Annotated in this window: 20 protein-coding genes, 1 tRNA gene and 1 riboswitch; of the genes, 12 read left to right on the forward strand and 9 right to left on the reverse strand. The window is 71.5% G+C overall.

Annotated elements, in window-relative coordinates; genetic code table 11:
• Positions 1 to 588, reverse strand: a 588-nt coding sequence (locus tag N869_RS05065) for an MFS transporter (protein WP_035058719.1), incomplete at its 3' end; no start/stop codon positions are given.
• Between the two features lie 113 nt (positions 589 to 701).
• On the opposite strand from N869_RS05065, the gene N869_RS05070 reads away from it, so the two are divergent.
• Together N869_RS05070 and N869_RS05075 are read left to right on the forward strand one after the other, a co-directional pair.
• Positions 702 to 1,406 carry a FadR/GntR family transcriptional regulator gene (locus tag N869_RS05070; protein ID WP_035058721.1) on the forward strand — a complete coding sequence of 235 codons (705 nt, stop codon included), beginning with the start codon at positions 702 to 704 and terminating at the stop codon, positions 1,404 to 1,406.
• Positions 1,407 to 1,459: 53 nt separating this feature from the next.
• A tRNA-Arg gene (locus tag N869_RS05075) sits at positions 1,460 to 1,532 on the forward strand.
• A 62-nt stretch (positions 1,533 to 1,594) separates the two neighbouring features.
• Here the strand turns inward: N869_RS05075 and N869_RS05080 are convergent.
• The 6 genes from N869_RS05080 to N869_RS05105 form a co-directional block, all read right to left on the reverse strand.
• Positions 1,595 to 2,974: an NAD-dependent succinate-semialdehyde dehydrogenase gene (locus tag N869_RS05080; RefSeq protein ID WP_035058723.1), complete on the reverse strand. Its 1,380-nt coding sequence runs from the start codon at positions 2,972 to 2,974 to the stop codon at positions 1,595 to 1,597.
• A complete protein-coding gene (doeA, locus tag N869_RS05085; RefSeq protein WP_052105028.1) occupies positions 2,971 to 4,188 on the reverse strand; it encodes an ectoine hydrolase in 1,218 nt (405 codons plus the stop codon). The genes N869_RS05080 and doeA overlap by 4 nt, the downstream gene beginning before the upstream one ends.
• Positions 4,185 to 5,453 carry an aspartate aminotransferase family protein gene (locus N869_RS05090; RefSeq protein ID WP_035058725.1) on the reverse strand — a complete coding sequence of 423 codons (1,269 nt, stop codon included), beginning with the start codon at positions 5,451 to 5,453 and terminating at the stop codon, positions 4,185 to 4,187. Before N869_RS05090 ends, doeA begins: the two co-directional genes overlap by 4 nt.
• A 12-nt stretch (positions 5,454 to 5,465) precedes the next feature.
• Positions 5,466 to 6,683, reverse strand: coding sequence for a N(2)-acetyl-L-2,4-diaminobutanoate deacetylase DoeB2 (gene doeB2 / locus N869_RS05095; protein ID WP_052105034.1), 1,218 nt, complete (start codon positions 6,681 to 6,683; stop codon positions 5,466 to 5,468).
• 113 nt (positions 6,684 to 6,796) lie between these two features.
• The gene (locus N869_RS05100) at positions 6,797 to 8,512 is read right to left on the reverse strand and encodes a BCCT family transporter (RefSeq protein WP_084136442.1); all 1,716 of its coding nucleotides are present in this window, start codon (positions 8,510 to 8,512) and stop codon (positions 6,797 to 6,799) included.
• Positions 8,513 to 8,709: 197 nt separating this feature from the next.
• On the reverse strand, positions 8,710 to 8,940 hold the full coding sequence (locus N869_RS05105) for a BldC family transcriptional regulator (protein WP_035058730.1): 231 nt from the start codon (positions 8,938 to 8,940) through the stop codon (positions 8,710 to 8,712).
• Between the two features lie 15 nt (positions 8,941 to 8,955).
• Positions 8,956 to 9,031, reverse strand: a riboswitch (cyclic di-GMP riboswitch).
• A 189-nt stretch (positions 9,032 to 9,220) separates the two neighbouring features.
• Between N869_RS05105 and N869_RS05110 the strand changes: the two genes are divergently transcribed.
• Positions 9,221 to 9,667, forward strand: a complete 447-nt coding sequence (locus N869_RS05110; RefSeq protein ID WP_035058733.1) for an SRPBCC family protein — start codon at positions 9,221 to 9,223, stop codon at positions 9,665 to 9,667.
• 30 nt (positions 9,668 to 9,697) lie between these two features.
• Positions 9,698 to 10,942 (forward strand): MalY/PatB family protein, encoded by a 1,245-nt coding sequence (locus N869_RS05115; RefSeq protein ID WP_084136444.1) that lies wholly within the window; start codon positions 9,698 to 9,700, stop codon positions 10,940 to 10,942.
• Here N869_RS05115 and N869_RS05120 read toward each other — a convergent pair.
• Positions 10,917 to 11,366: an Hsp20/alpha crystallin family protein gene (locus N869_RS05120; RefSeq protein WP_035058759.1), complete on the reverse strand. Its 450-nt coding sequence runs from the start codon at positions 11,364 to 11,366 to the stop codon at positions 10,917 to 10,919. The two genes, N869_RS05115 and N869_RS05120, sit on opposite strands and share 26 nt — an antisense overlap.
• Positions 11,367 to 11,654: 288 nt before the next feature.
• Between N869_RS05120 and adhE the strand changes: the two genes are divergently transcribed.
• The 3 genes from adhE to N869_RS05135 all read left to right on the forward strand — a co-directional run bounded on the left by adhE (position 11,655) and on the right by N869_RS05135 (position 15,976).
• A complete protein-coding gene (adhE, locus tag N869_RS05125; RefSeq protein ID WP_269545860.1) occupies positions 11,655 to 14,453 on the forward strand; it encodes a bifunctional acetaldehyde-CoA/alcohol dehydrogenase in 2,799 nt (932 codons plus the stop codon).
• A 152-nt stretch (positions 14,454 to 14,605) separates the two neighbouring features.
• Positions 14,606 to 15,025 (forward strand): hypothetical protein, encoded by a 420-nt coding sequence (locus N869_RS05130; RefSeq protein WP_035058736.1) that lies wholly within the window; start codon positions 14,606 to 14,608, stop codon positions 15,023 to 15,025.
• A gap of 9 nt (positions 15,026 to 15,034) precedes the next feature.
• Positions 15,035 to 15,976 carry an aldose 1-epimerase family protein gene (locus N869_RS05135; RefSeq protein WP_035058743.1) on the forward strand — a complete coding sequence of 314 codons (942 nt, stop codon included), beginning with the start codon at positions 15,035 to 15,037 and terminating at the stop codon, positions 15,974 to 15,976.
• Positions 15,977 to 16,043: 67 nt separating this feature from the next.
• Here N869_RS05135 and N869_RS05140 read toward each other — a convergent pair whose 3' ends face one another.
• Positions 16,044 to 16,724 carry a M15 family metallopeptidase gene (locus N869_RS05140; RefSeq protein ID WP_052105032.1) on the reverse strand — a complete coding sequence of 227 codons (681 nt, stop codon included), beginning with the start codon at positions 16,722 to 16,724 and terminating at the stop codon, positions 16,044 to 16,046.
• A gap of 412 nt (positions 16,725 to 17,136) precedes the next feature.
• On the opposite strand from N869_RS05140, the gene N869_RS05145 reads away from it, so the two are divergent.
• The 5 genes from N869_RS05145 to N869_RS05165 all read left to right on the forward strand — a co-directional run.
• On the forward strand, positions 17,137 to 17,838 hold the full coding sequence (locus tag N869_RS05145; protein WP_035058746.1) for a response regulator transcription factor: 702 nt from the start codon (positions 17,137 to 17,139) through the stop codon (positions 17,836 to 17,838).
• Between the two features lies 1 nt (position 17,839).
• On the forward strand, positions 17,840 to 18,925 hold the full coding sequence (locus tag N869_RS05150) for a sensor histidine kinase (RefSeq protein WP_035058748.1): 1,086 nt from the start codon (positions 17,840 to 17,842) through the stop codon (positions 18,923 to 18,925).
• Positions 18,922 to 19,863, forward strand: a complete 942-nt coding sequence (locus N869_RS05155) for an ABC transporter ATP-binding protein (protein WP_035058749.1) — start codon at positions 18,922 to 18,924, stop codon at positions 19,861 to 19,863. The genes N869_RS05150 and N869_RS05155 overlap by 4 nt, the downstream gene beginning before the upstream one ends.
• A complete protein-coding gene (locus N869_RS05160; protein ID WP_035058750.1) occupies positions 19,860 to 20,675 on the forward strand; it encodes an ABC transporter permease in 816 nt (271 codons plus the stop codon). Before N869_RS05155 ends, N869_RS05160 begins: the two co-directional genes overlap by 4 nt.
• A gap of 305 nt (positions 20,676 to 20,980) precedes the next feature.
• Positions 20,981 to 21,236 (forward strand): 2-oxoglutarate dehydrogenase E1 subunit family protein (locus tag N869_RS05165; RefSeq protein ID WP_035058751.1); only part of this gene is annotated, 256 nt, incomplete at its 3' end.

The raw sequence follows: 21,236 nt of genomic DNA on the forward strand, positions 1-21,236 counted from the left end.
CAGGACGGTCCGGCGGCGCAGGACCACGAGCCACGGGAGCGTCGCGACGACCGCGACCGCCGCCCACACCGCCGTGGCCACGCGCCACCCCGCGGCCTCGGTCAACGGCACCACCACCAGGGGCGGGGTCGCGGTGCTGACGGCCATCGCGACCCCGTACGCCGCGGTCACCGCACCGATACGGTCCGGGAAGTAGCGTTTGACCAGCGGTGGCAGCAGGACGTTGCCGGCGCCCAGGCCCGCGAGCGCGACCAGGGTCCACCCCACGAGCGCCACCGGCCCGGTGGCGGTCGCGCGTGCGACCTCGCCCACCGCTGCGACGGCCATCGCGAGGACGACGGCCGGCTCGAGCCCGGTGCGGCGGGCCAGGTACGGGGTGAGCGCGCCCAGCAGCGCGAACGCCACGAGGGGCGCGGCTCCGAGGAGACCGGCGGTGAGCTCGGTGACGTGGACGTCCTGCCGCACCTGGTCCAGCACCGGTGAGGTCGCGGCGACGACGATCCGCAGGTTGAGGGCCACCAGGACGATGCCGGCGAACGCCACCAGGCGCCTGCCCGGCGGCCTGGCGCGGTGGTGGGTGGCGACCATGGGGCACATCCTCCCGTGGGTGGGACGGACGCGCCGTGGCGGCACGGAAGATGCGCTCGGGACCCTGATCGGTGTTGACTGCTGCCTCTCACGTCTTGAGGACCGGAGCCGGGATGACTCGCCGTACGAACCTGATCGACCTCGCCGTCGGGCGTCTGCGCCAGCAGATCACGTCGGGCGCGTGGGAGGTGGGGACCCGCATCCCCGCCGAGCCCGAGCTGACCGCCTTGATCGGCGTCGGCCGCAACACCGTGCGGGAGGCCGTGCAGTCACTGGTGCACGCCGGGATGCTCGAGCGGCGCCAGGGGTCCGGGACGTACGTGATCTCGGACTCCGAGCTGGGCAACGCCATGGGGCGGCAGATCGCCGGTGCCCATCAGCGGGACGTGCTCGAGGTGCGGCGCAGTCTGGAGGTCGAGGCCGCGCGCCTGGCCGCCCAGCGACGGACCGCCGAGCAGGTCACCGAGCTGAGGGCCTGGCGCGACACCCGGGCGGCGGCGTACGCGAGCGGTGAGCTGGACCGGATGGTGGACGCCGACCTGGCGCTGCACCGGACGATCGCCCAGGCTGCGCACAACCCGGTGCTCCTGGCCCTGTACGAGAACCTGCAGGACGCGATCGGGGAGAACATCCGCTTCAACTTCGAGCACCCCGTGCACGACGACGACTCGCACGACGCGCTCGTCGAGGCGATCGCCCAGGGCGACCCCGTCGCGGCGATGGCCGAGATCGACGACTACCTGTCGGAGCTGATCGGTACCGACCAGGTGGACCTGGCCACGAGCGAGGAGACCGCCGGTGCGGGGTCCGGTGCCTGAGGTGGCGTTGTCACGTGCCACGCGCAGGTGCTGGTAGTGTTCTGACCCGCCCCGCCCGCGTAGCTCAGGGGATAGAGCGTCTGCCTCCGGAGCAGAAGGCCGCAGGTTCGATTCCTGCCGCGGGCACAGCAGAAGCCCCGGTCACCGTCACGGTGACCGGGGCTTCGCCGTCCGGGGTCCAGGCGTGGTCAGGCCTGCCGGGGGCCCACCCACACCTGCTGGGCGTTGACGAAGTGCAGGATGCCCTGGCGGCCCAGCTCACGCCCGTACCCCGAGCGGCGGACCCCGCCGCTGGGCAGACGTGGGTCGGTCTTGACGATCCCGTTGACGGCCACCTGCCCGGTCATGAACCTGCGGGCGAGCGCCTCCCCCCGCGGTGCCGAGGTCCAGATGCTCGCGCCCAGCCCGTAGGGGGTGTCGTCCGCGACCCGCATCGCGTCCTCCACCGACGCGACCCGCAGCACCGCCGCGACCGGGCCGAAGGTCTCCTCCCGGCTGACGGTCATGTCCGGGGTGACGTCGGTGAGGAGGGTCACCGGGTAGAAGTACCCGGGTCCGTCCGGGACGGCACCACCCAACCGGCACACCGCCCCGGCGGCGACGGACTCCTGCACCTGGCGGTCGACCTCGGCGCGCAGGTCCGCACGGGCCAGGGGGCCGACGTCGGTGCCCTCGTCGCGGGGGTCGCCGACCACCAGCGCGGCCAGGCGCTGGTGCAGGAGCTCGACGAACCGGTCGTGGACCGCGTCCACGACCACGACGCGCTTGGCGGCGATGCACGACTGGCCGGCGTTGATCACCCGCATCGTGGCGATGCCGGCCGCGGCCTCGTCCAGGTCGGCGTCCTCCAGCACCACCGCCGGGTCAGACCCGCCGAGCTCCAGGACGTGGGGCTTGATCTCGCCCGCGGCGATCGACGCGACGGCCGCCCCACCCCGGGTGGACCCCGTGAACGAGACCGTGGCGACCCGCGGGTCGCGGATGACCTCCTCGACCTGGGGCGTGGTCACCAGGAGCGCCTCGACCAGACCGGGTGGGGCGCCGACCTGCTCGTCGAAGAGCGCGGCGATCGCCCTGGCGCACTGCGGGACGTGGGGGTCGTGCTTGAGCAGTGCCGTGTTCCCGGCCATGAGCGCCGGTGCCAGGAACCGGAACGCCAACCAGAACGGGGCGTTCCACGGCAGGATCCCCAGGGCCGGCCCCAGGGGCAGGTGCTGGACGTAGCTGCGGGTCGCGTCCGAGGCGACGTCCTCCGTGGCCAGGTAGGTCTCGGCGTGGTCGGCGTAGTGCTCGGCCGCCCACGCGGCTTTCTCGACCTCACCGCGGGCCTCGCGCACCGGCTTGCCCATCTCCACGGTCATGAGGGCCCCCAGGCGCTCGCGGTCGGCCCGCAGGCGCGCGGCGACCGCCCGCAGGACCTCGGCGCGCTCGGCGAACGACCGGTCGGCCCACCCGGGGAACGCCGCCCGGGCCCGGTCGACGGCACCCTGGACCTCCAGGTCGGTCATGGCCGGCTCGGTGTGGACGACCTCGCCCGTGGTCGGGTCGGTCACGCCCAGCACGCTCATGCGCCCTCCTCCTCGACCGCGGTCAGGTGCGGGCCGTGCTCTGCGGGGTCACCGCCGTGGACCGTGAAGTCCTCGGGCAGGTCGAAGAACGACGCGCACCCGTCGGCCGTGATCCGCAGGGTGTCCGAGATGCCCACGGTCTTGTCACCGTCCACACCCCACATCCAGGGGATGACGTGGAAGGTCATCCCCTCCTCCAGGACGGTGAAGTCCCCCGGGTTCAGGCTCAGGATGTAGCCCTCGTCCCAGCTGGGCGGGAACGCGATCCCGATCGAGTAGCCGGACCTGGTGACCAGCCGGGCGTCCACGTCGTTGTCGGTGATGATGTTGCGGACGACCGAGTCGGCGTCCGAGACCGTCATCCCCGGGCGCATGTGGGACCTGAGCTCGGCCAGCGCGGTCTTCATCCGCTCCTGCGCCTTGTACATGGAGGGGCTCAGGTCACCCAGGACCACCGTGCGCATCATGGCCGTGTGGTAGCGCCGGAAGCAGCCGCCGACCTCGAGGAACACGTGCTCACCCGCCCGGACCTCGCGGCCCTGCCAGGTCGCGTGACCGATCATCGACCGCGGGCCCGAGGCCACGTAGGGCATGACCGCGGGCGGTTCGCCACCGGCCCGGAACATCCCGGCGCTGACGGCCGCGCCGATGTCGTTCTCGGTAGCCCCCACCTGGGCGGCCTCCAGCCCCGCGAGCATGCCCGCCTGGGTCGCGACGGCGGCGCGCTGCATCACCTCGATCTCTGCCGGTGACTTCCGCCGCCGCCCCTCCTCCACGATGCCGAAGCAGTCCATGAGGGTGCCACGCTGGAAGCTCGTGTGGATCCGGTCCTGCTGGTAGGCGGGGAAGAAGTAGCTGTTCCGCTCGTAGCCGATGCGCTTGCCGGCCAGGCCGAACTCGTGGAGCGCGGCGACCAGCTGCTGGATGGCGTCCCCGGTGTCGGGGTAGGGGCGGGTGAGCTCGACCCACGTACGGGCGTGGACGTTCGACTCCTCCATCGCACGCGTGATCATGAAGGGTTCGCCCTCGAGGGGCACGACGAGCGCCTGGAAGAACGAGTACCCCGTGGTCTGGTAGTCGGTGAGGTAGACCAGGTTCTCGGGGTCGGTGATGATCACCGCGTCCAGCAGGCGGCGGGCCATGCGCTCCCGGAGCTCCCCCAGCCGGCGGTCGTACTCCTCGGGCGCGAAGGTCATGTCCTGTCGGGTCCTCATGCCGCCACCGCCTCGTCCACGACCGTGCGCAGGACGTCCAGACCCTGGTCCAGGTCGTCGTCGGGGATGGTCAAAGGCGGGATCAGCTTGACCACCTGCCCGTTCGTCCCGCACGGCCCGACGAGCAGCCCGGCCTCGAAGGCGCGACGCTGCACGTCCTTGGCCAAGGCACCGTCACCCAGGTCCAGACCCTGCATCATGCCCCGACCCCGCACCTGCCACCCCTGCCCCGCCCCGCCGGCGTGGGCAGCGGCGAGGGCGTCCAGGGCCTGCCGCATGCGCCCGCCCTTGACCCGCACCTCGTCCATGAGGGCGTCGTCGGTGAAGTAGTCCAGCGCGACGGTCCCGGCGACGAACGACAACCCCTGGCCGCGGAACGTTCCGGTGTGGGCACCCGGTGACCAGTGGGCGTCGACCTCCGGCTTGTTCAGGTTCATCGCGATCGGGGTCCCGTACCCGCCCAGGCCCTTGGCGAGGGTGATGACGTCGGGGTCCAGACCCATCCCGTCGAAGCTGAAGTACGACCCCGTCCGCCCGCAGCCCGCCTGGATGTCGTCGATGATGAACAACGCCCCGACGTCCTTGGCCAGGGACTGGATGGCGTGCAGCCACTCGACCGAGGCCACGTTCACCCCACCCTCGGCCTGCACCGGCTCCACCAGGAACGCCGCGGGCGGGAGCAGCCCGCTGGAGGGGTCGGTGATCGCCGCCCGGTAGGCGTCCAGACCCGCGATGCCGCCGCCCGGGGACGTCTCGTTCGGCAACCGCACCACGTCCCGCAGCGGCACACCCGCCCACTTGCGGAACGCGTCGTTGGCGGTCGCGGCCAACGACCCGAGCGTCATGCCGTGGAACCCGTGGGAGAACGCCACCACGTCCGTGCGCCCGGTGACCAGGCGGGCGAGCTTGAGCGCCGCCTCGACCGCGTTGGTCCCCGTCGGCCCCGTGAACTGCATGCGGTGGTCCATGCCCCGGGGGTGCAGGACCACGTCCCGGAACCGCTCCACGAAGTCCCTCTTGGTGGTGGTGTAGGTGTCCAGGCTGTGCGCGATCCCGTCGTGCTCGAGGAACTCGATCATCGCGCGCTTCATGCGCGGGTTGTTGTGACCGAAGTTGAGCACCCCGGCCCCGGCGAAGAAGTCCAGGTACGACCGGCCCTGCTCGTCGACCTGACGGGCGTTGGAGGCTGTGGCGAAGACCGTGGGGTACGCGCGGCAGTACCCACGGACCTCGGACTCCCACTGCTCGAACGGTGCGGTGTCCATGCGCTGCTCCTCCTACTGGGCGGTGGCCTCCTGCTGGGCCCTGGCGGGGTCGGACGGTGAGGGGGCGCCGGCGAGCCGGACGAGGACCCGCGCGACCGGGTCGATCAGTGCGTCGTTGAAGTCGTACCGAGGGCTGTGGCACGGCTCGTGGTGGCCCTGACCGTCGTCGGAGCCGATCAGCGCGAACGCACCGGGCACGGCGTCCAGGTAGTAGCTGAAGTCCTCCGAGGCCAGGACCGGCACCGGCAGCGTCCCGGACCACTCCTCGCCCAGGACCCCGGCCAGTGCGCCACGCATCCGCTCCGCAGCCGCCGGGTGGTTCACGGTGGCCCCGTACCGGGGTGCGGGGACGGTACGGGCACGCACCCCGTGGGCCCGCGCCGTGGCGTCGGCCACCTCGTCGATCAAGGCCAGGACCTCATCGCGACGGGAGGTGTCCGGCACCCTGATGCTGCCCTCGAGGAACGCGGTCTCGGGGGTGACGGTGGCCGAACCGGCACGCGCGTCGATGGTGGTCACCGCCACGACCGCGGCCACGTGCGGGGGCAGCCGTCGCGCCACGACCTGCTGCAGCGCGACGGTGATGGCCGCCGCCGCCAGGACCGGGTCGCGGGTCGCCTCGGGCTGGCTGGCGTGCCCACCGGCGCCGGTGACCTCGACCCGGAACGTGGCGTTGGCCGACATGACCGGCCCGTCCGGGCACACCGCCTGCCCGAAGGGGATCGCGGGCCAGTTGTGCCACCCGTACACCACCTCCACCGGCCTCCCGCCGGCCACGAGGTCGCCGCCCAGGGCCCCGTCGGCGATCATGTGCCGGGCCCCGTGACCGCCCTCCTCGGCGGGCTGGAACAGCAGGGTCACCGGACCGGGCAGGTCCTCCTGGTGCTCCGCCAGCCAGCGGGCCACGACCAGCAGCACCGCGGTGTGCCCGTCGTGCCCGCACGCGTGCATGACGCCGGGCACCTGCGACACCCACGGTGCGCCGGTCGCCTCGGGCACGGGCATCGCGTCGAGGTCGGCCCTGAGCGCGACGTGCCGTCCCCGCGCGGCGGGGGCCACCACCGCGACCGTCCCGGTACCGGCACACGGCCGCCAACCGAGCCCCAGACGGTCCAGGTGCTCGCGCACGGCTGCCGCGGTCAGGTCCTCGGACCAGGCGAGCTCGGGGTGCTGGTGCAGGGCGCGGCGGACGACGACGCCGTCGGCGACGATCTCGTCCCAGTCCTGCACCCGGCCTGCCCTTCTCAGGATGACGAGGACCAGCCCCGCCCCTGCCCGTCGTGCGCCCGTCGTGTGCCCGTCGTGCGTGTGCCCTGACCGTACCTTCGTCGCCACCTGCCCGGTCAAGACCGAGGTGGCACCTGGTCCCGCGGCGCGCTGTCGGTCTTGCGCAGCAGCGGGCCCTTCTCCTCGGGGTCGCCGTCGTCCCGGGCCGGGTGCCCCGGTTCGTCCTCGGCGGCCCTACGCGCGGCCTCCTCCGGCGGCAGGACCCTGCCCCACCGCTTGGTCCTCAACGGACGACGCTCCCCGGCGTCCTCCTTGAGCGCCCGCACCAGGCTGTAGATCATCACGTAGCCCATGACGAAGAACGGCAGGCCCACGACGATGATGACCTCCTGGAGGGCCTGGAGGCCCCCCGCCCCCGTCGCACCCAGGAGGGTGCCCGCGACCAGGGCCACGCACAGCGCCCAGAAGACCCGTTGACGGGTGGGGGCCGGGTCCTCGTGGCCGTTGGCGATCGTGTCCATCACCAGGGCGGCAGAGTCCACCGACGTGGTGAAGAACACCACCACGAGCATGATCGCGATCACCGACATCAGCGTGGTGAGAGGAAAGCTCTCCAGGAAGGTGAACAGGGCACCCGGGATGTCCCCGTCGTCCACGACGGGCCCCGTGAGCGCGCCCGGGTCGTTGCGCTCGATGTCGTACGAACCCCAGCCGAACACCCCGAACCAGATCACGCTGAACGTCACCGGCACGGCCAGGACCCCCACGATGAACTGTCGGATGGACCTCCCGCGGGAGATCCGGGCGATGAAGATGCCCACGAACGGGGACCACGAGATCGTCCACGCCCAGTAGAAGACCGTCCACCCGTTCTGCCAGCCCGAGTCGTTCACGGTGTCGTTCCAGAACGCCAGCTCCGGCAGCCACGCCAGGTACGTGCCCGCGGTCTCGATGGTCCCCTGGAGCAGGAACAGGGTGGGCCCGGTGACCACGACGAAGCACAGCAGCCCCACCGCCACCACGATGTTGAAGTTCGACAGGCGCTTGATCCCCCGGTCCAGGCCCACAGCCACCGAGATGATCGCCACGGCCGAGACCGCGGCGATGATCAGAATCTGCACCAGGCGGCTCTCCTCGATCCCGAAGAGCGAGGCCAACCCGCTGTTGATCTGCAGGGTGCCCAGACCCACGGACACCGCGACCCCGAACATCGTCCCGACGATCGCCGTGACGTCGATGACCGCACCCAGAGGACCGTGGATCCGGTCCCCGAGGAGCGGGTGGAAGATCGAGCTGACCCGCGGGGGAAGGTTCCGCTTGTACATGAAGTACGCGAAGCACAGAGCCGGCAGCGTGAAGATCGTCCACGTGTGCAGCCCGAAGTGGTACAGGGTGAACGCCATCGCCTGCTCGAACGCCTCGGGCGAGCCCGGTGGCACGTCCTGCATCGGAGGGTTGGCCAGGTGGTTGATCGGCTCGGCCACCCCCCAGAACATCAGGATCGTGCCGATGCCCGCAGCGAACAGCATGCCGAACCAGGCCCATCCCGAGTGCTCGGGCCCCTCGTCGTCCGGACCGAGCCGGACCCTGCCGAACCTGCTCACCGCCATGTAGATCAGGAACACCAGGAAGACGGTGACCCCCAGGACGTAGAACCACCCGAGATTCTCGAGGATCCACCCGGTGAGGGTCTGGAACACGGCGTCGACCTGAGCGGTGAAGGCGATCGTCGCGATCACGAACACGGCGATCACGGCGGCGGACGCCATGAAGATCACCGTGCCGGTCCGCAGGCCCAGCCCGTCGTGCACGCTGGTCATCCAGGCTCTCATGCTCCTCCTCGACCCCGTGGGTGCAGCGACCGGGCCCGGTCGCGCCCCCGCTGCCCTCGTCGGGAATCGATCATCCTCCGACCCCGCGGGCACGCAACCGGGAGCGCGCGCCCGTGGGGTCGCGTGGGGCCGGCCCCACGCACAGAGGGCCCCGCCGACTCGTCGGCGGGGCCCTCTGTCCAGGTCCGTGGGAGGGGTCAGTCCTCCGAGCCGCGCGGCTGCGGGACACCGCTCAGCAGGCTGCGCACCTCGGTCTCGCTGTAGCGACGGTGCCCGCCGAGGGTGCGGATGGCAGAGAGCTTGCCCGCCTTGGCCCAGCGGGTCACGGTCTTGGGGTCGACCCGGAACATCGAAGCAACCTCGGAGGGTGTGAGCAGGGCGCCGGGGGCGTCCTGCGACGTGGACTGGGTGGAGATCTGCGGCGACATGTTGCGCTCCTGTCGTTCGGTGAGCCCGGCCGACCTCGAGGGTCCCGTGGCTTTGCGTCCCCACCTCGCGGTGGGTTTGCCCTTTTCGCTGACATGGACAGGCTGCCACAATCCGGACATCACCGCAAAGGGGTGGCCGAAATTCACCCGTTCGTACCACTCTAGGGGGTCGACTGTACCCATACAGACATGGCCTGACCTGCACTTATCCTTTCGCCGAGCGGGTTCCTCGCACCCTGCCTACGGTGTCCGGGAACCCCTCGGACCCAAGGAGGCAGCAGTGCCCACCATCGAGCAGTCCATCGACGTCGAGGTCCCCGTCCGCACCGCCTACAACCAATGGACCCAGTTCGAGTCCTTCCCCCACTTCATGGGAGGCGTGGACCAGGTCACGCAGGTCGACGACACCACCACGCGGTGGAAGACCTCCATCGGCGGCGTGGACCGCGGGTTCGAGGCCCGCATCACCGAGCAGGACCCCGACCAGCGGGTCGCCTGGACGAGCACCGACGGCAAGACCCACGCCGGCGTGGTCACCTTCCACCGCATCAGCGACACGACCACCCGCGTCATGGTCCAGATCGACTGGGAGACCGAGAGCCTGGTCGAGAAGCTGGGTGCCGCGGTCGCGGTCGACGACATCCAGGTCAAGCGCGACCTGTCACGCTTCAAGGAGTTCATCGAGTCCCGTGGCTCCGAGACCGGGGCCTGGCGCGGGGAGGTCTGACCCCCCGCAGGTGGGGCAGACTCCTCGCCCATGAGCACCCACCACCGCGCCACGCCCCACGGCGGCGCCGTCCCCGGGCCGCCACCCGACGATCCGCCACCCGACGATCCGAGGACGGCTGCGCTCGCGACCACGCTGCGCGAGCGGGGCTCGATGAAGTGGACCGGACGCGACGCCCAGATCGCCGCGTGGGTCGCCGAGTCCGACCTCGGCACGCCGCCCGAGGTCACCGCGGCACTCGTGGCTGCGGTTGACCAGGGCCTGCTCGGGTACCTCCCACCGGCGCAGCGTGCCGCCCTCGCGGACGCCTGCTCGACGTGGCACCGGGAGCAGTACGGCTGGGACGTCGACCCCGGCCGGGTCCATCCCGTCGCCGACGTCCTCGAGGCGCTGCGCGTGACCCTCGAGCTGTGGTCCGAGCCGGGCTCGCCCATCGTGCTGCCCACACCGGCGTACATGCCGTTCCTCACGGCCCCGGCCACGTGGGGGCACCCGGTCGTGCAGGTACCGATGAGCCCCGACGGCACCCTGGACCTGGACGCGATCGGTGCGGCCCTGGCTCCCGGGGGAAGGACGCTCGTCCTGGTGAACCCCCACAACCCGACCGGGCGCGTCCTTCCCGCCCACGAGCTCACGGCTCTGGAGAGGGTGGTCGACCAGCACCACGGACGGGTGTTCGCCGACGAGATCCACGCACCGCTCACCGTCGCCGGATCCCACCACGTGCCCTACGCCTCGGTGGGCCCCGCCGCGGCTCGCCACACCGTCACCGCGACGTCGGCCTCCAAGGGGTGGAACCTCGCCGGCCTCAAGTGCGCCCAGGTGATCCTCTCCAACGACCAGGACCAGAGGCGGTGGCGTCCGCACGACCACCTGGCCACTCACGGCGCCTCCACCCTGGGGGTGGTGGCCAACACAGCCGCGTACCGCCAGGCCCCCACGTGGCCCGGGCAGGTCATGGACCAGGTGCACGTGAATGCGACGACGCTGGAGCAGGAGCTCGCCGCGCACGCACCCGCCGTGGGCTACCAGCCCCCCGAGGGCACCTACCTGGCGTGGCTGGACCTGCGGCGCGCCGGCGCGCCGCTCGACGGCCTGGGCCGGTGGGTGCAGGCGCGCACCGGGGTCGCCGTGACCGACGGGGCGGCCTGCGGCGACGTCGGGCGGGGCTTCGTCAGGCTGAACCTGGCGATGCCCCGCCCCCTGGTCGTGACCGCCGCACGGCGACTGGGACGAGCCCTCGCGGAGGTCAGCCCTGCTCCGACGGCGAGCTGATCTGCGTGGCGGCGCCGCCGTGCCGCACCTCGATGCGCCTGGGCCGCGCCTCCTCGGCGACCGGGATCGTCAGGGTGAGGACCCCGTCGGCGTACGTCGCGTCGACCGCGTCCAGCGCGAGCCCGCGGCCCACCGTCAGGCGACGCACGTAGCTGCCGGTGGTGCGCTCGCGCGCGAGCCACTGCACCTCGCCGTCCGCGCGAGCGCTGCGCTGCGCGCGGATCGTCAGCGTGGAGTCCTCGACCCCCACGTCGATCGTGCCCGGGTCCGCCCCCGGGATGTCGACGTTCAGCACGTAGTGGTCACCGGACCGGAAGAGGTCCATCGGCATCGTCGGCACCGAGGCCGTCGCCTCCCGTGCCGCGCCGAGGACCTGGTCCATCCAGCGGGCGGTCTCCGTGAACGGTTCGAGTCGAGCAGCCACGATCACCACCTCCTCACGATGGCGCCCCGGCCCCTCCGGGGCGTCCGACGTCCCCGCACCCGTCGCCGGGGGTGACGTACCGTGCGGCACACCACCGGCACCGCCGTCCGGGGCGGGAGGCTGCACCTCCGTTTTAGCACTCTCCATGGTCGAGTGCCAACCGTTCCGGCACAGGCCCTTCGACCCAGGGACCTTTGGCACACGACCCGAACCCCTCGCACCCGTAGCGTTGCAGGTGGATCAACGGGGATCCTCCACCAGCCACTGCGAGATGACCGGGAGCTTCCCGTGAGTGCACGACTGCCCAGAGCCAAGAAGACCGACAAGGCGCAAGCCGCGACCAGCGCCCAGCCCCAGCCCGAGCAGTCGACCGCCCAGCCGGTCGAGGCGCCCGCCGCTGAGACCACCTCACCTGCACCCACCCCGTCGGCCATCGACGACCTGGTCGCCGGCGCCCTCAAGGCGCTCTCCGCCTACTCCTCCTTCACGCAGGAGGACGTGGACCACATCGTGAAGAAGGCGTCCGTCGCCGCGCTCAACCAGCACGGCCAGCTCGCCCAGCTCGCCGTCACCGAGACCGGGCGCGGGGTGTTCGAGGACAAGGCCGTCAAGAACATCTTCGCCTGCGAGCACGTCACCAACTCCATGGCAGCCCTCAAGACCGTGGGCATCGTGGGTCGGGACGACCTGCACGGCATCGTCGAGATCGCCGAGCCCGTCGGTGTCATCTGCGGCGTCACGCCGGTGACCAACCCGACCTCCACCGCCATCTTCAAGTCGCTGGTCGCGCTCAAGACCCGCAACCCGATCATCTTCGCGTTCCACCCCTCCGCCCAGGAGAGCTCGGTGGCCGCGGCACGGATCGTGCGCGACGCCGCCGTGGCCGCCGGGGCACCCGAGAACTGCATCCAGTGGGTCTCCCAGCCGTCCATCGCCGCGACCAACGAGCTCATGAACCACAACGGGGTCGCACTCATCCTCGCCACCGGCGGGAACGCGATGGTCAAGGCCGCCTACTCCTGCGGCAAGCCGGCGCTGGGTGTCGGCGCGGGCAACGTCCCGGCCTACATCGAGGCGACCGCCAAGCTCAAGCGCGCCGTCAACGACGTGGTCATGTCCAAGTGCTTCGACAACGGCATGATCTGCGCGTCCGAGCAGGCCGTCATCCTCGACGCAGCGATCTACGACGCCGCCATGACCGAGTTCGACGTCCTGCACGCCTACCGGTGCACCCCCGAGGAGAAGGCCAAGCTCGAGCGCTTCATCTTCGGCGTCGAGGCCGACGACGCGAACTGCGCTGGCGCCAAGCTGAATGCCGCCGTCGTGGGGCAGAGCCCCCACTGGATCGCTCAGCAGGCCGGGTTCACCGTCCCCGAGGACACGTCGATCATCCTCGCCGAGGTCTCCGGGGTCGGCCCGCACGAGCCGCTCACCCGTGAGAAGCTCTGCCCCGTGCTGGCGGTCCTGCGCGCCGAGTCCCGCGAGCAGGGTCTGCAGCTGGCCGAGCAGATGGTGGAGTTCGACGGGCTGGGCCACAGCGCCGCGATCCACACCGAGGACGCCGCCCTCGCCGAGGAGTTCGGCAGCCGCGTCAAGGCTGTCCGCGTCATCTGGAACTCGCCGTCGTCGCACGGTGGCATCGGCGACATCTACAACTCGTTCATCCCCTCCCTGACCCTCGGCTGCGGCAGCTACGGGGCGAACTCGGTCTCGAACAACGTCTCGGCGGTCAACCTGGTGAACATCAAGCGGATCGGGCGTCGGAACAACAACCTGCAGTGGTTCAAGGTCCCGGCCAAGACGTACTTCGAGCCGAACGCCATCCGGTACCTGGCCGACATGCCCGACCTGCACCGCGTCACCATCGTGACCGACGCGACCATGACCAAGCTCGGGTTCGTGGACAAGGTCCTCGACGTGCTGGCACGCCGCCCGGAGAAGGTCGCCCTGCAGATCATCGACAACGTCGAGCCCGAGCCGTCCATCGCGTCGGTGGACCGGGGCGCGGAGCAGTTGCGGGAGTTCAACCCCGACACGATCATCGCCCTGGGCGGTGGATCCCCGATGGACGCCGCCAAGGTCATGTGGCTGCGCTACGAGCACCCCGAGATCGTGTTCTCGGACATGCGCGAGAAGTTCTTCGACGTCCGCAAGCGCGCCTTCAAGTTCCCGACCCTCGGCGAGAAGGCCAAGCTGGTCTGCATCCCGACCACGTCGGGCACCGGCGCCGAGGTCACGCCGTTCGCGGTCATCACCGACGAGAAGACCGGCGTGAAGTACCCCCTGGCGGACTACGCGCTGACCCCGACCGTGGCGATCATCGACCCCGCACTCACGGGCAAGATGCCGGCCTCCCTCGCGGCCGACTCCGGCTTCGACGCCCTGACGCACGCCACCGAGGCGTTCGTGTCGGTGTACGCCAACGACTTCACCGACGGCATGGCCCTGCACGCCATCAAGCTGATCTTCGAGAACCTCGAGGCATCGGTCACCGGTGGCGAGGAGGCCGTGGCTGCCAGGGAGAAGATGCACAACGCGGGCACCATCGCGGGCATGGCGTTCGGGAACGCGTTCCTGGGGATCGTCCACGCGATGGCGCACACCATCGGCTCGACCTTCCACCTGGTCCACGGCCGCACGAACGCCACCCTCCTGCCCCACGTCATCCGCTACAACGGCACCGTCCCCACCAAGCTCACGAGCTGGCCCAAGTACGAGCACTACGTGGCCCCCGAGCGCTTCCAGGAGATCGCCAAGAGCCTGGGGCTGCCGGCCTCGACGCCCGCCGAGGGCGTGGAGTCCTACGCCCGCGCGGTCGAGAAGCTGCGGGACGCCGTGGGGATCCCGCCGTCGTTCTCGGCCCAGGGCGTGGCCGAGGACGCGTTCATCGGCAAGCTCGACGACCTGGCCATGCGCTCGTACGAGGACCAGTGCGCACCCGCGAACCCGCGGATGCCCATGCTGGACGACATGAAGGACCTCATGACCGCGGCGTACTACGGGACGTCGCTTCAGGACGTGCGCTCCCGGCGCACGGCGGAGGGAACCGTGACGCAGCCTGCCCAGGAGGCTGCGCCCACGTCCTGACCGCACGGTGTGCCCGCTCGGTCGCGCGGGCGGGCACACCACCGGTCCGGAACCCCTGACCCGGACCGACACCGTGACGCCCCGGCCGCCATGCGGACCGGGGCGTCGCGCGTCACACTGTCCTGGATGACCCGTGCCCATGCGGAGGACCCGTGACCCCCCACGCCCCCACCCTCATCCGGGCCGCGACCGCCGCGGCCCTCGCCCTCACCCTCGCGGGATGCACCGGCGCGCCAGACGCCGGAGACCTGACGCAACGGCTCGGCGCCGGCGTCGAGGAGGCCCGCAGCACCGTCGAGCAGGCCCAGGAAGCAGCCGGAGACGCACCGGCGGTGCAGAGCGCCGTCGCCACGGCACGCGAAGCCCTCGCCGAAGCCCGAGCAGCACTCGACGACGACGCCGACGGCGACCGGCTGGCCCGCGCCCGAGGTTCGCTCGACGAGGCCGCACAGGCCGTCGACCGTGCCGCCGAGAGCGCAGGATCGACGGCCGGCGCCGTCCTCGAACGGCTCGGCGACCAGATCAGGAGGTTGTCCGCCGACCTCGAGGACGCAGCCGGTCAGGTCCGCTAGCGTGGTCGCGTGACCAACGACGCCACCGCACCAGCGCCCCTGTCCGGCCACCAGATCACCCTGACCCAGGGTGAACAGAGAGTCGTCGTCACCGACGTGGGCGCCAAGGTCAGGGTCTACGAGGTCGGCAGCCGTGAGGTGTTCGTCCCCTACACCGAGGACGAGACCGCGCCCGCCGGCCACGGGGCGGTGCTGGCCCCCTGGCCCAACCGCTTGCGGGACGGCTCCTACACCTGGGAGGGCGAGCACCTCCAGGTCGACATCACCGAACCCGACCGCATGACCTCGCTGCACGGCCTGGTCATGTGGCAGCGGTGGCAGGTGATCGAGCACCCGCGCGACGGTGACGGCACCTCCACGACCCTGCAGCTGCGGCTCGCACCGAGCGGTGGCTACCCCTTCGACCTGCTCCTCACGGTCACCTACGCCCTGACCGACAAGGGCCTCGGCGTACGCGCGACTGCGAAGAACCTCGGGAACCGCTCCGCACCGTACGGCATCGGCTTCCACCCCTGGCTGTCCCCCGGCAGCGGCTCCCTCGACGACTGCACCGTCCGCCTCGATGCAGGCACCCGGGTCACCGTCGACGACAGGCTGCTTCCCATCGGGACCGAGCCTGTCTCAGGTCCCTACGACCTGAGACAGCCCCGCCCGATGGTCGACCTCGACCTGGACGACGCCTACGTCGACGTCCTGCGGGACGCGGACGGGCTCTCGTGGGCGCGCCTGACCGGCCCTGACGGTCGGACCGCCGCTGTCTGGATGGACGAGTCCATGGACACCTGGCAGGTCTGCTCCGGGGACCACCTCGGCTCCGAGCGGTACCGCCGCACAGGCCTCGCCGCCGAACCCATGAGCTGCATCGCTGACGCATTCCGCACAGGAGAGCGCCTCGTGCACCTGAAGCCCGGCGCGGAGCACCAGGTCACCTGGGGCGCCGTCCTGCTCTGAGCGAGCACCTTCCAGGTACCCTCCCGGGGGCCTCACGACGACGTGGGGCTCCCGGGAGGAGCAGCGATCAGCTCCAGTTCGATCCCATCGCGGTGGTCCCAGGCGTGTACTCCCAGTGCCACGGCTCATAGGGGCCGGACCCTCCCCGCCGGGCCCACGGCGGGTTGTCCCACCCGTACGTCGGACCGTTGGCGCGTAGCCACTCCATCGCCGAGGCGTTGCCTGTGACGGTGTTGCACAGATCCACCGCGAGACCCCACCCGTGGTTGCTCCGCCCGGGTGTGGCGGCAAGCGTCGGCTTCGTCTGGGCGAGCCTGCGCTGCACCGCCAGGGGACGGTAGGAGTCGGTCAGGCACAGGTCCCGTCCGTACACCGCCCGGAAGTTCGTGTTCAGCTCGGCGAGAGCCACGGCCGCATCACCGCGAAGCATGTGGTTCGGCTCCCACAGAGAACACAGGTCCGAGGCCGGGATCTGCCCGTTGGACCCGGTGGTGCGTGCATCACCGTCACACCCGGGCAGCGGGTCACGGTCGAGGGACCGGGACGCGCTCTCAGACGTCGGTCGTACCCCACGGACCGCCGGCAGCAGCGAGGTGGAGGCGTGCACGGGCGAGGCCAGCACCTCGTGCGGCGTGGGGTACCCGAGGTCGACGTGCCGCGCGGTCGGGCCGGGCAGCCCGTTGTCCGGGGCGACCATGTCGGCCACCGGGACGGCGATCGTGGCGGCGCCGAGCGCCGCCAGGAGCACACCTCGTGGAACCCAACGACCCCGGGCGGGCCGCGTGTCGCGACCGGCGCGCCGGCGACCCTCGCCGTGCAGATCGCGTCGGGAGAGCGCGGGGCCCCCCGAGGACCGCGACTGCTGCGACTCCACAAGACCTCCGACTGCATTGACCGACTGCGCTGGCGGGATACCGACGACCGTACCTTCTGCACCGTTTCGTGAGCATCTCCCCCTGTGGACGGCACAGGGGTGTCCCGCGCGCACCGATGGGGTGATCACAAAACAGTAACGGCTACCCGGCGGTGCTCCAACCCCCGTTGGTCCTACTGGGCGAATCGTCCCATGAGACACCTGTCACACGGCGGGCCGGTCCGCACCGGGCGGGTGACGGGCGCGTGCGGGTGATCACCATCGACGCCTGTGCCACGCTGGGCACATGGCAGAGTCTCAGGTGACCGTTCTGGTGGTCGAGGACGAGCCCGCGATCGCCTCGGCGATCGCCCACCGGCTGACGGCCGAGGGCTGGCACGTGCAGACGGCCGCCGACGGGATCGCCGGCGTCGAGGCCGCCGAGCGACTGCGCCCCGACCTGGTGGTGCTCGACGTGATGCTGCCGGGCATCGACGGGTTGGAGGTCTGCCGCCGCATCCAGGCCGACCGGCCCGTGCCGGTCCTGATGCTCACCGCCCGTGACGACGAGACGGACATGCTCGTGGGACTCGGGGTCGGGGCCGACGACTACATGACCAAGCCCTTCTCCATGCGTGAGCTCGTCGCCCGCACGCGGGCCCTCCTCCGCCGGGTCGAGCGGGCGGCCGTGCTCAGTGCAGCCCCTGCCGGCGAGCCACCCCTGCGGGCCGGCGACGTGGTGATCGACCGCAGCCAACGGCGCGTGTCCCGGGACGGGGCCGAGGTGCACCTGACGCCGACGGAGTTCGACCTTCTCGCCACCCTGGCCGGTTCCCCCAGGACGGTCCTGACGCGGGAGCGCCTGCTCGCAGAGGTGTGGGACTGGGTCGACGCCAGCGGGACCCGGACCGTGGACTCCCACGTCAAGGCACTGCGCCGCAAGCTCGGTCCCGACCTCATCCGCACGGTCCACGGCGTGGGGTACGCCTTCGAGCCGGCCGAGGACTGAGATGGTCGACCCTGGCCGCCACCTCACCCGAGCCCAGGGAAGACTCCCTGACGTCCGCCCCCTGGACCGGCTCTCGTCGATCAAGATCAAGCTGGGCGTCCTGGTGACCCTGACCGTCACCCTCGCCGCATTCGTGACCTGGATCGGGCTCTACAACGAGCTGGGGCCTTCCCGGACCCTGCCCCTGGCGGTCGTGGCCTCGGTCCTCATGGTCCAGGTGCTCGCGCGCGGGATGACCTCACCGTTGCGGGAGATGACCGCCGCCGCGCGGGCGATGGCGGCCGGCGACTACTCCCAGCGTGTCCGCGCGACCAGCCGGGACGAGGTCGGCCAGCTCGCCGCGGCGTTCAACACCATGGCCACCGACCTCGAGCAGGTCGACACGCTCCGGCGTGAGATGGTCGCCAACGTCTCCCACGAGCTGCGGACCCCGGTCGCAGCCCTCCGGGCCCAGCTGGAGAACATGGTCGACGGGGTCGTGGAGCCCGAGACCCCCACGCTGGAGGCCGCACTGGCCCAGACCGAGCGGCTCGGTCGGCTGGTCACCTACCTGCTGGACCTGTCCCGGCTGGAGGCGGGTGCGGTGGGGCTGGACGTGCGCCCGGTGCCGCTGGGACGGTTCCTCGCCGACGCCACCGAGGCCGCGGTGCCCGTGGCTGCCGACAAGGGCGTCCGCTTCGAGGTCACCGTCACCCCGGAGGACCTGCACGTCCCTGCCGACGCCGAGAGGCTGCACCAGGTCGTGGCCAACCTCCTGCACAACGCGGTGCGTCACTCCCCCGACGACGGCCTGGTCCGGCTGGAGGCCTGGACCGCCGGTCACGTGGTCGCCCTGGACGTCATCGACCAAGGTCCGGGCATCGCACCCGAGCAACGCCGACAGGTGTTCGAACGGTTCCAACGGGGCAACGCCCCGGCCCAGACCGGTCAGGTCAGCACCGGTGGGACGGGCCTCGGGCTGGCGATCGTCCGGTGGGCCGTCGAGCTGCACGGCGGCCGCATCGAGGTCGCCGACTCCGCGACCGGATGCATCATGCGGGTGTTCCTCCCCGCCGACCCACCGGGAACCGCTAACGTGGAGCGGTGACTGGCGAAGGATCGGGCGACGGCGTCGTCGCGGTGAACGGACTCACGAAGCGCTTCGGGCCGGTGTCCGCGGTCGAGGACCTGACGTTCAGCGTCGGGCCGGGTCGGGTCACCGGCTTCCTGGGGCCCAACGGCGCCGGGAAGACCACCACGCTGCGGATGCTTCTGGGGCTCGTGGAGCCCACGTCCGGCACGGCGACGGTCGACGGGCACAGGTACTCCGAGCTGTCCCACCCCGCTCGCGTGATCGGAGCCGCGCTCGAGGCCGCCAGCTTCCACCCCGGCCGCAGCGCCCGGGACCACCTGCGTGTCTACGCGCCGCAGGCGGGCGTCACCGACGCGCGCTGCGACGAGGTCCTGGACGTCGTGGGCCTGGCGCAGGTCGCACGGCGCCGCGTGGGCGGCTTCTCGCTCGGCATGCGTCAGCGCCTGGGCCTGGCCACGACGCTGCTCGGCGACCCGCAGGTGCTCGTCCTGGACGAGCCGGCCAACGGGCTGGACCCCGAGGGGATCGTGTGGCTGCGGGGCTACCTGCGCCACCTCGCCTCGGAGGGACGCACCGTGCTCGTCTCGAGCCACATGCTCTCGGAGGTCCAGCAGACCGTGGACGACGTGGTCATCATCTCCCGCGGCCGCCTGGTGCACGCCTCTCCCCTGGCCGAGCTCGCGGCACGCGCCCGACGGTCGGTGGTCGTGACGTCGCCCGACCACGAGGGCCTCCAGCGACTCGTCACCCACCGCTGGCCCACCCACGGGACGGACCCCGAGCCCGCACCGGGACGGGTGGAGCTCGAGGGCGTGACCGCCGCCGAGGTCGGCGCGGCCGCGCACGCCGCAGGGCTCGAGCTGCACGAGCTGTCCGTCCGGGAGGTCGCACTGGAGGACGTGTTCCTCGAGATGACCTCGGCCGCCCCCGCCCACGAGGAGGTGGCGGCGTGATCGCGGCGCTGCGCAGCGAGTACCGCAAGACCGTCACCACGCGCATGTGGTGGGTGCTGCTGCTGGCGATGGCCGGGTACATGGCGTTCCTCGGCGGCAGCATGGCGGTCGCCCTCGCGATCGACCCGACGGCAGGCACCGGGGCAGGGGACCCCGACGTCGCCGTGACGATCGACCCGGTGGACCTGGCACGCACCGTGTACTCGATCGCCGTCACCTTCGGCTACGTGTTCCCCGCCGTCATCGGAGCGATGGCGGTGACCGGTGAGTACCGCCACCAGACCCTCACCCCCACCTACCTCGCCGACCCGCGGCGCGGGCGGGTGCTCGTGGCGAAGATGGTGGCGACGCTTCCCGTCGGGCTCGTCTTCGGGGTGGCCGGGGCCGTGTCCACGGTCGCCGCCGGCGCGGGCGCGCTGATGCTGCTGGGCGAGTCACCGATGCTGGGCGAGCCCGAGGTGCTCCGGACGATCGGTCTGAGCGTGCTCGCCCTCGGGGTGTGGGCGCTCGTCGGTGTCGGGTTCGGGGCCGCGATGCCCAACCAGGTGGCGGCGATCGTCGTCCTGCTGGCCTTCACCCAGCTCGTCGAACCGCTGGCCCGGGTCTTCCTCGCGGTGTTCGAGGCGACCGCCCACGTGGCCAAGTGGTTGCCGGGCGCCGCAGGTGAGGCCGTCACCGGGGCGAGCTTCTTCTCGGCGACAGGGATGCACGACCTGCTGCCCTGGTGGCAGGGGCTCCTGGTCCTGCTCGGGTACGCCGTGGCGCTCGGTGCCCTCGGGAGCCTCACGACCCTGCGCCGTGACGTCACCTGAGCGGCACGATGCCGGCCACGCACGCCGTGCCACCGGGCGCCGACTTGCCTGTGATGTACGTCACATCACAGGCGGGTGGGTGGACGGGAGCACCGCTCTTGGTGCGCGCCTGACGTAGGTTTGCCCCGGCATTGCCGCTCGCGGACCGGCCGGTGGCCAAGGCGCGACCGGCCCATCATCACCTGGTTCCGCAGCCACCGCGCCAGGACGTGACGGACGCGCCCGTGGCCTAGGGTTGGAGGCGAGCAGGGCCGTGCGACGACGCAACGGCCGAAGGTCCCGTGGTGGAAGTGGGCGAAGCTGGAGTGTCCCAGAAGGCGGAGCCAGATGCGGTCGCGCAGTTCGGTGCGAACCAGTGGCTGGTGGACGAGCTGTACGAGCAGTACCTGACGGACAAGCACGCGGTCGACCCTGCCTGGTGGGAGTTCTTCGAGGACTACCGCCCCGAGAGCGGCGCACCCACCAACGGCAGCGGCCGCACCGAGCGTCCTGCCGGCGGCGCCCCGGGCACCGGGACGCGTGCCGAGGTCGCCGCACCCTCGACGGGCAACGGCCCCGGCT

This window comes from Cellulomonas bogoriensis 69B4 = DSM 16987, assembly GCF_000767165.1.
GTDB classification, from domain to species: Bacteria; Actinomycetota; Actinomycetes; order Actinomycetales; family Cellulomonadaceae; genus Actinotalea; species Actinotalea bogoriensis.

What these genes read in the sequence shown, in the direction of transcription:
- N869_RS05145 (WP_035058746.1), top strand. Translation starts at nt 17,137, where the DNA reads ATGGCAGAGTCTCAGGTGACCGTTCTGGTGGTCGAGGACGAGCCCGCG.
- doeA (WP_052105028.1), bottom strand. Translation starts at nt 4,188, where the DNA reads ATGAGGACCCGACAGGACATGACCTTCGCGCCCGAGGAGTACGACCGC.
- N869_RS05115 (WP_084136444.1), top strand. Translation starts at nt 9,698, where the DNA reads ATGAGCACCCACCACCGCGCCACGCCCCACGGCGGCGCCGTCCCCGGG.
- N869_RS05100 (WP_084136442.1), bottom strand. Translation starts at nt 8,512, where the DNA reads ATGAGAGCCTGGATGACCAGCGTGCACGACGGGCTGGGCCTGCGGACC.
- N869_RS05105 (WP_035058730.1), bottom strand. Translation starts at nt 8,940, where the DNA reads ATGTCGCCGCAGATCTCCACCCAGTCCACGTCGCAGGACGCCCCCGGC.
- N869_RS05090 (WP_035058725.1), bottom strand. Translation starts at nt 5,453, where the DNA reads ATGGACACCGCACCGTTCGAGCAGTGGGAGTCCGAGGTCCGTGGGTAC.
- N869_RS05150 (WP_035058748.1), top strand. Translation starts at nt 17,840, where the DNA reads ATGGTCGACCCTGGCCGCCACCTCACCCGAGCCCAGGGAAGACTCCCT.
- N869_RS05080 (WP_035058723.1), bottom strand. Translation starts at nt 2,974, where the DNA reads ATGAGCGTGCTGGGCGTGACCGACCCGACCACGGGCGAGGTCGTCCAC.
- N869_RS05070 (WP_035058721.1), top strand. Translation starts at nt 702, where the DNA reads ATGACTCGCCGTACGAACCTGATCGACCTCGCCGTCGGGCGTCTGCGC.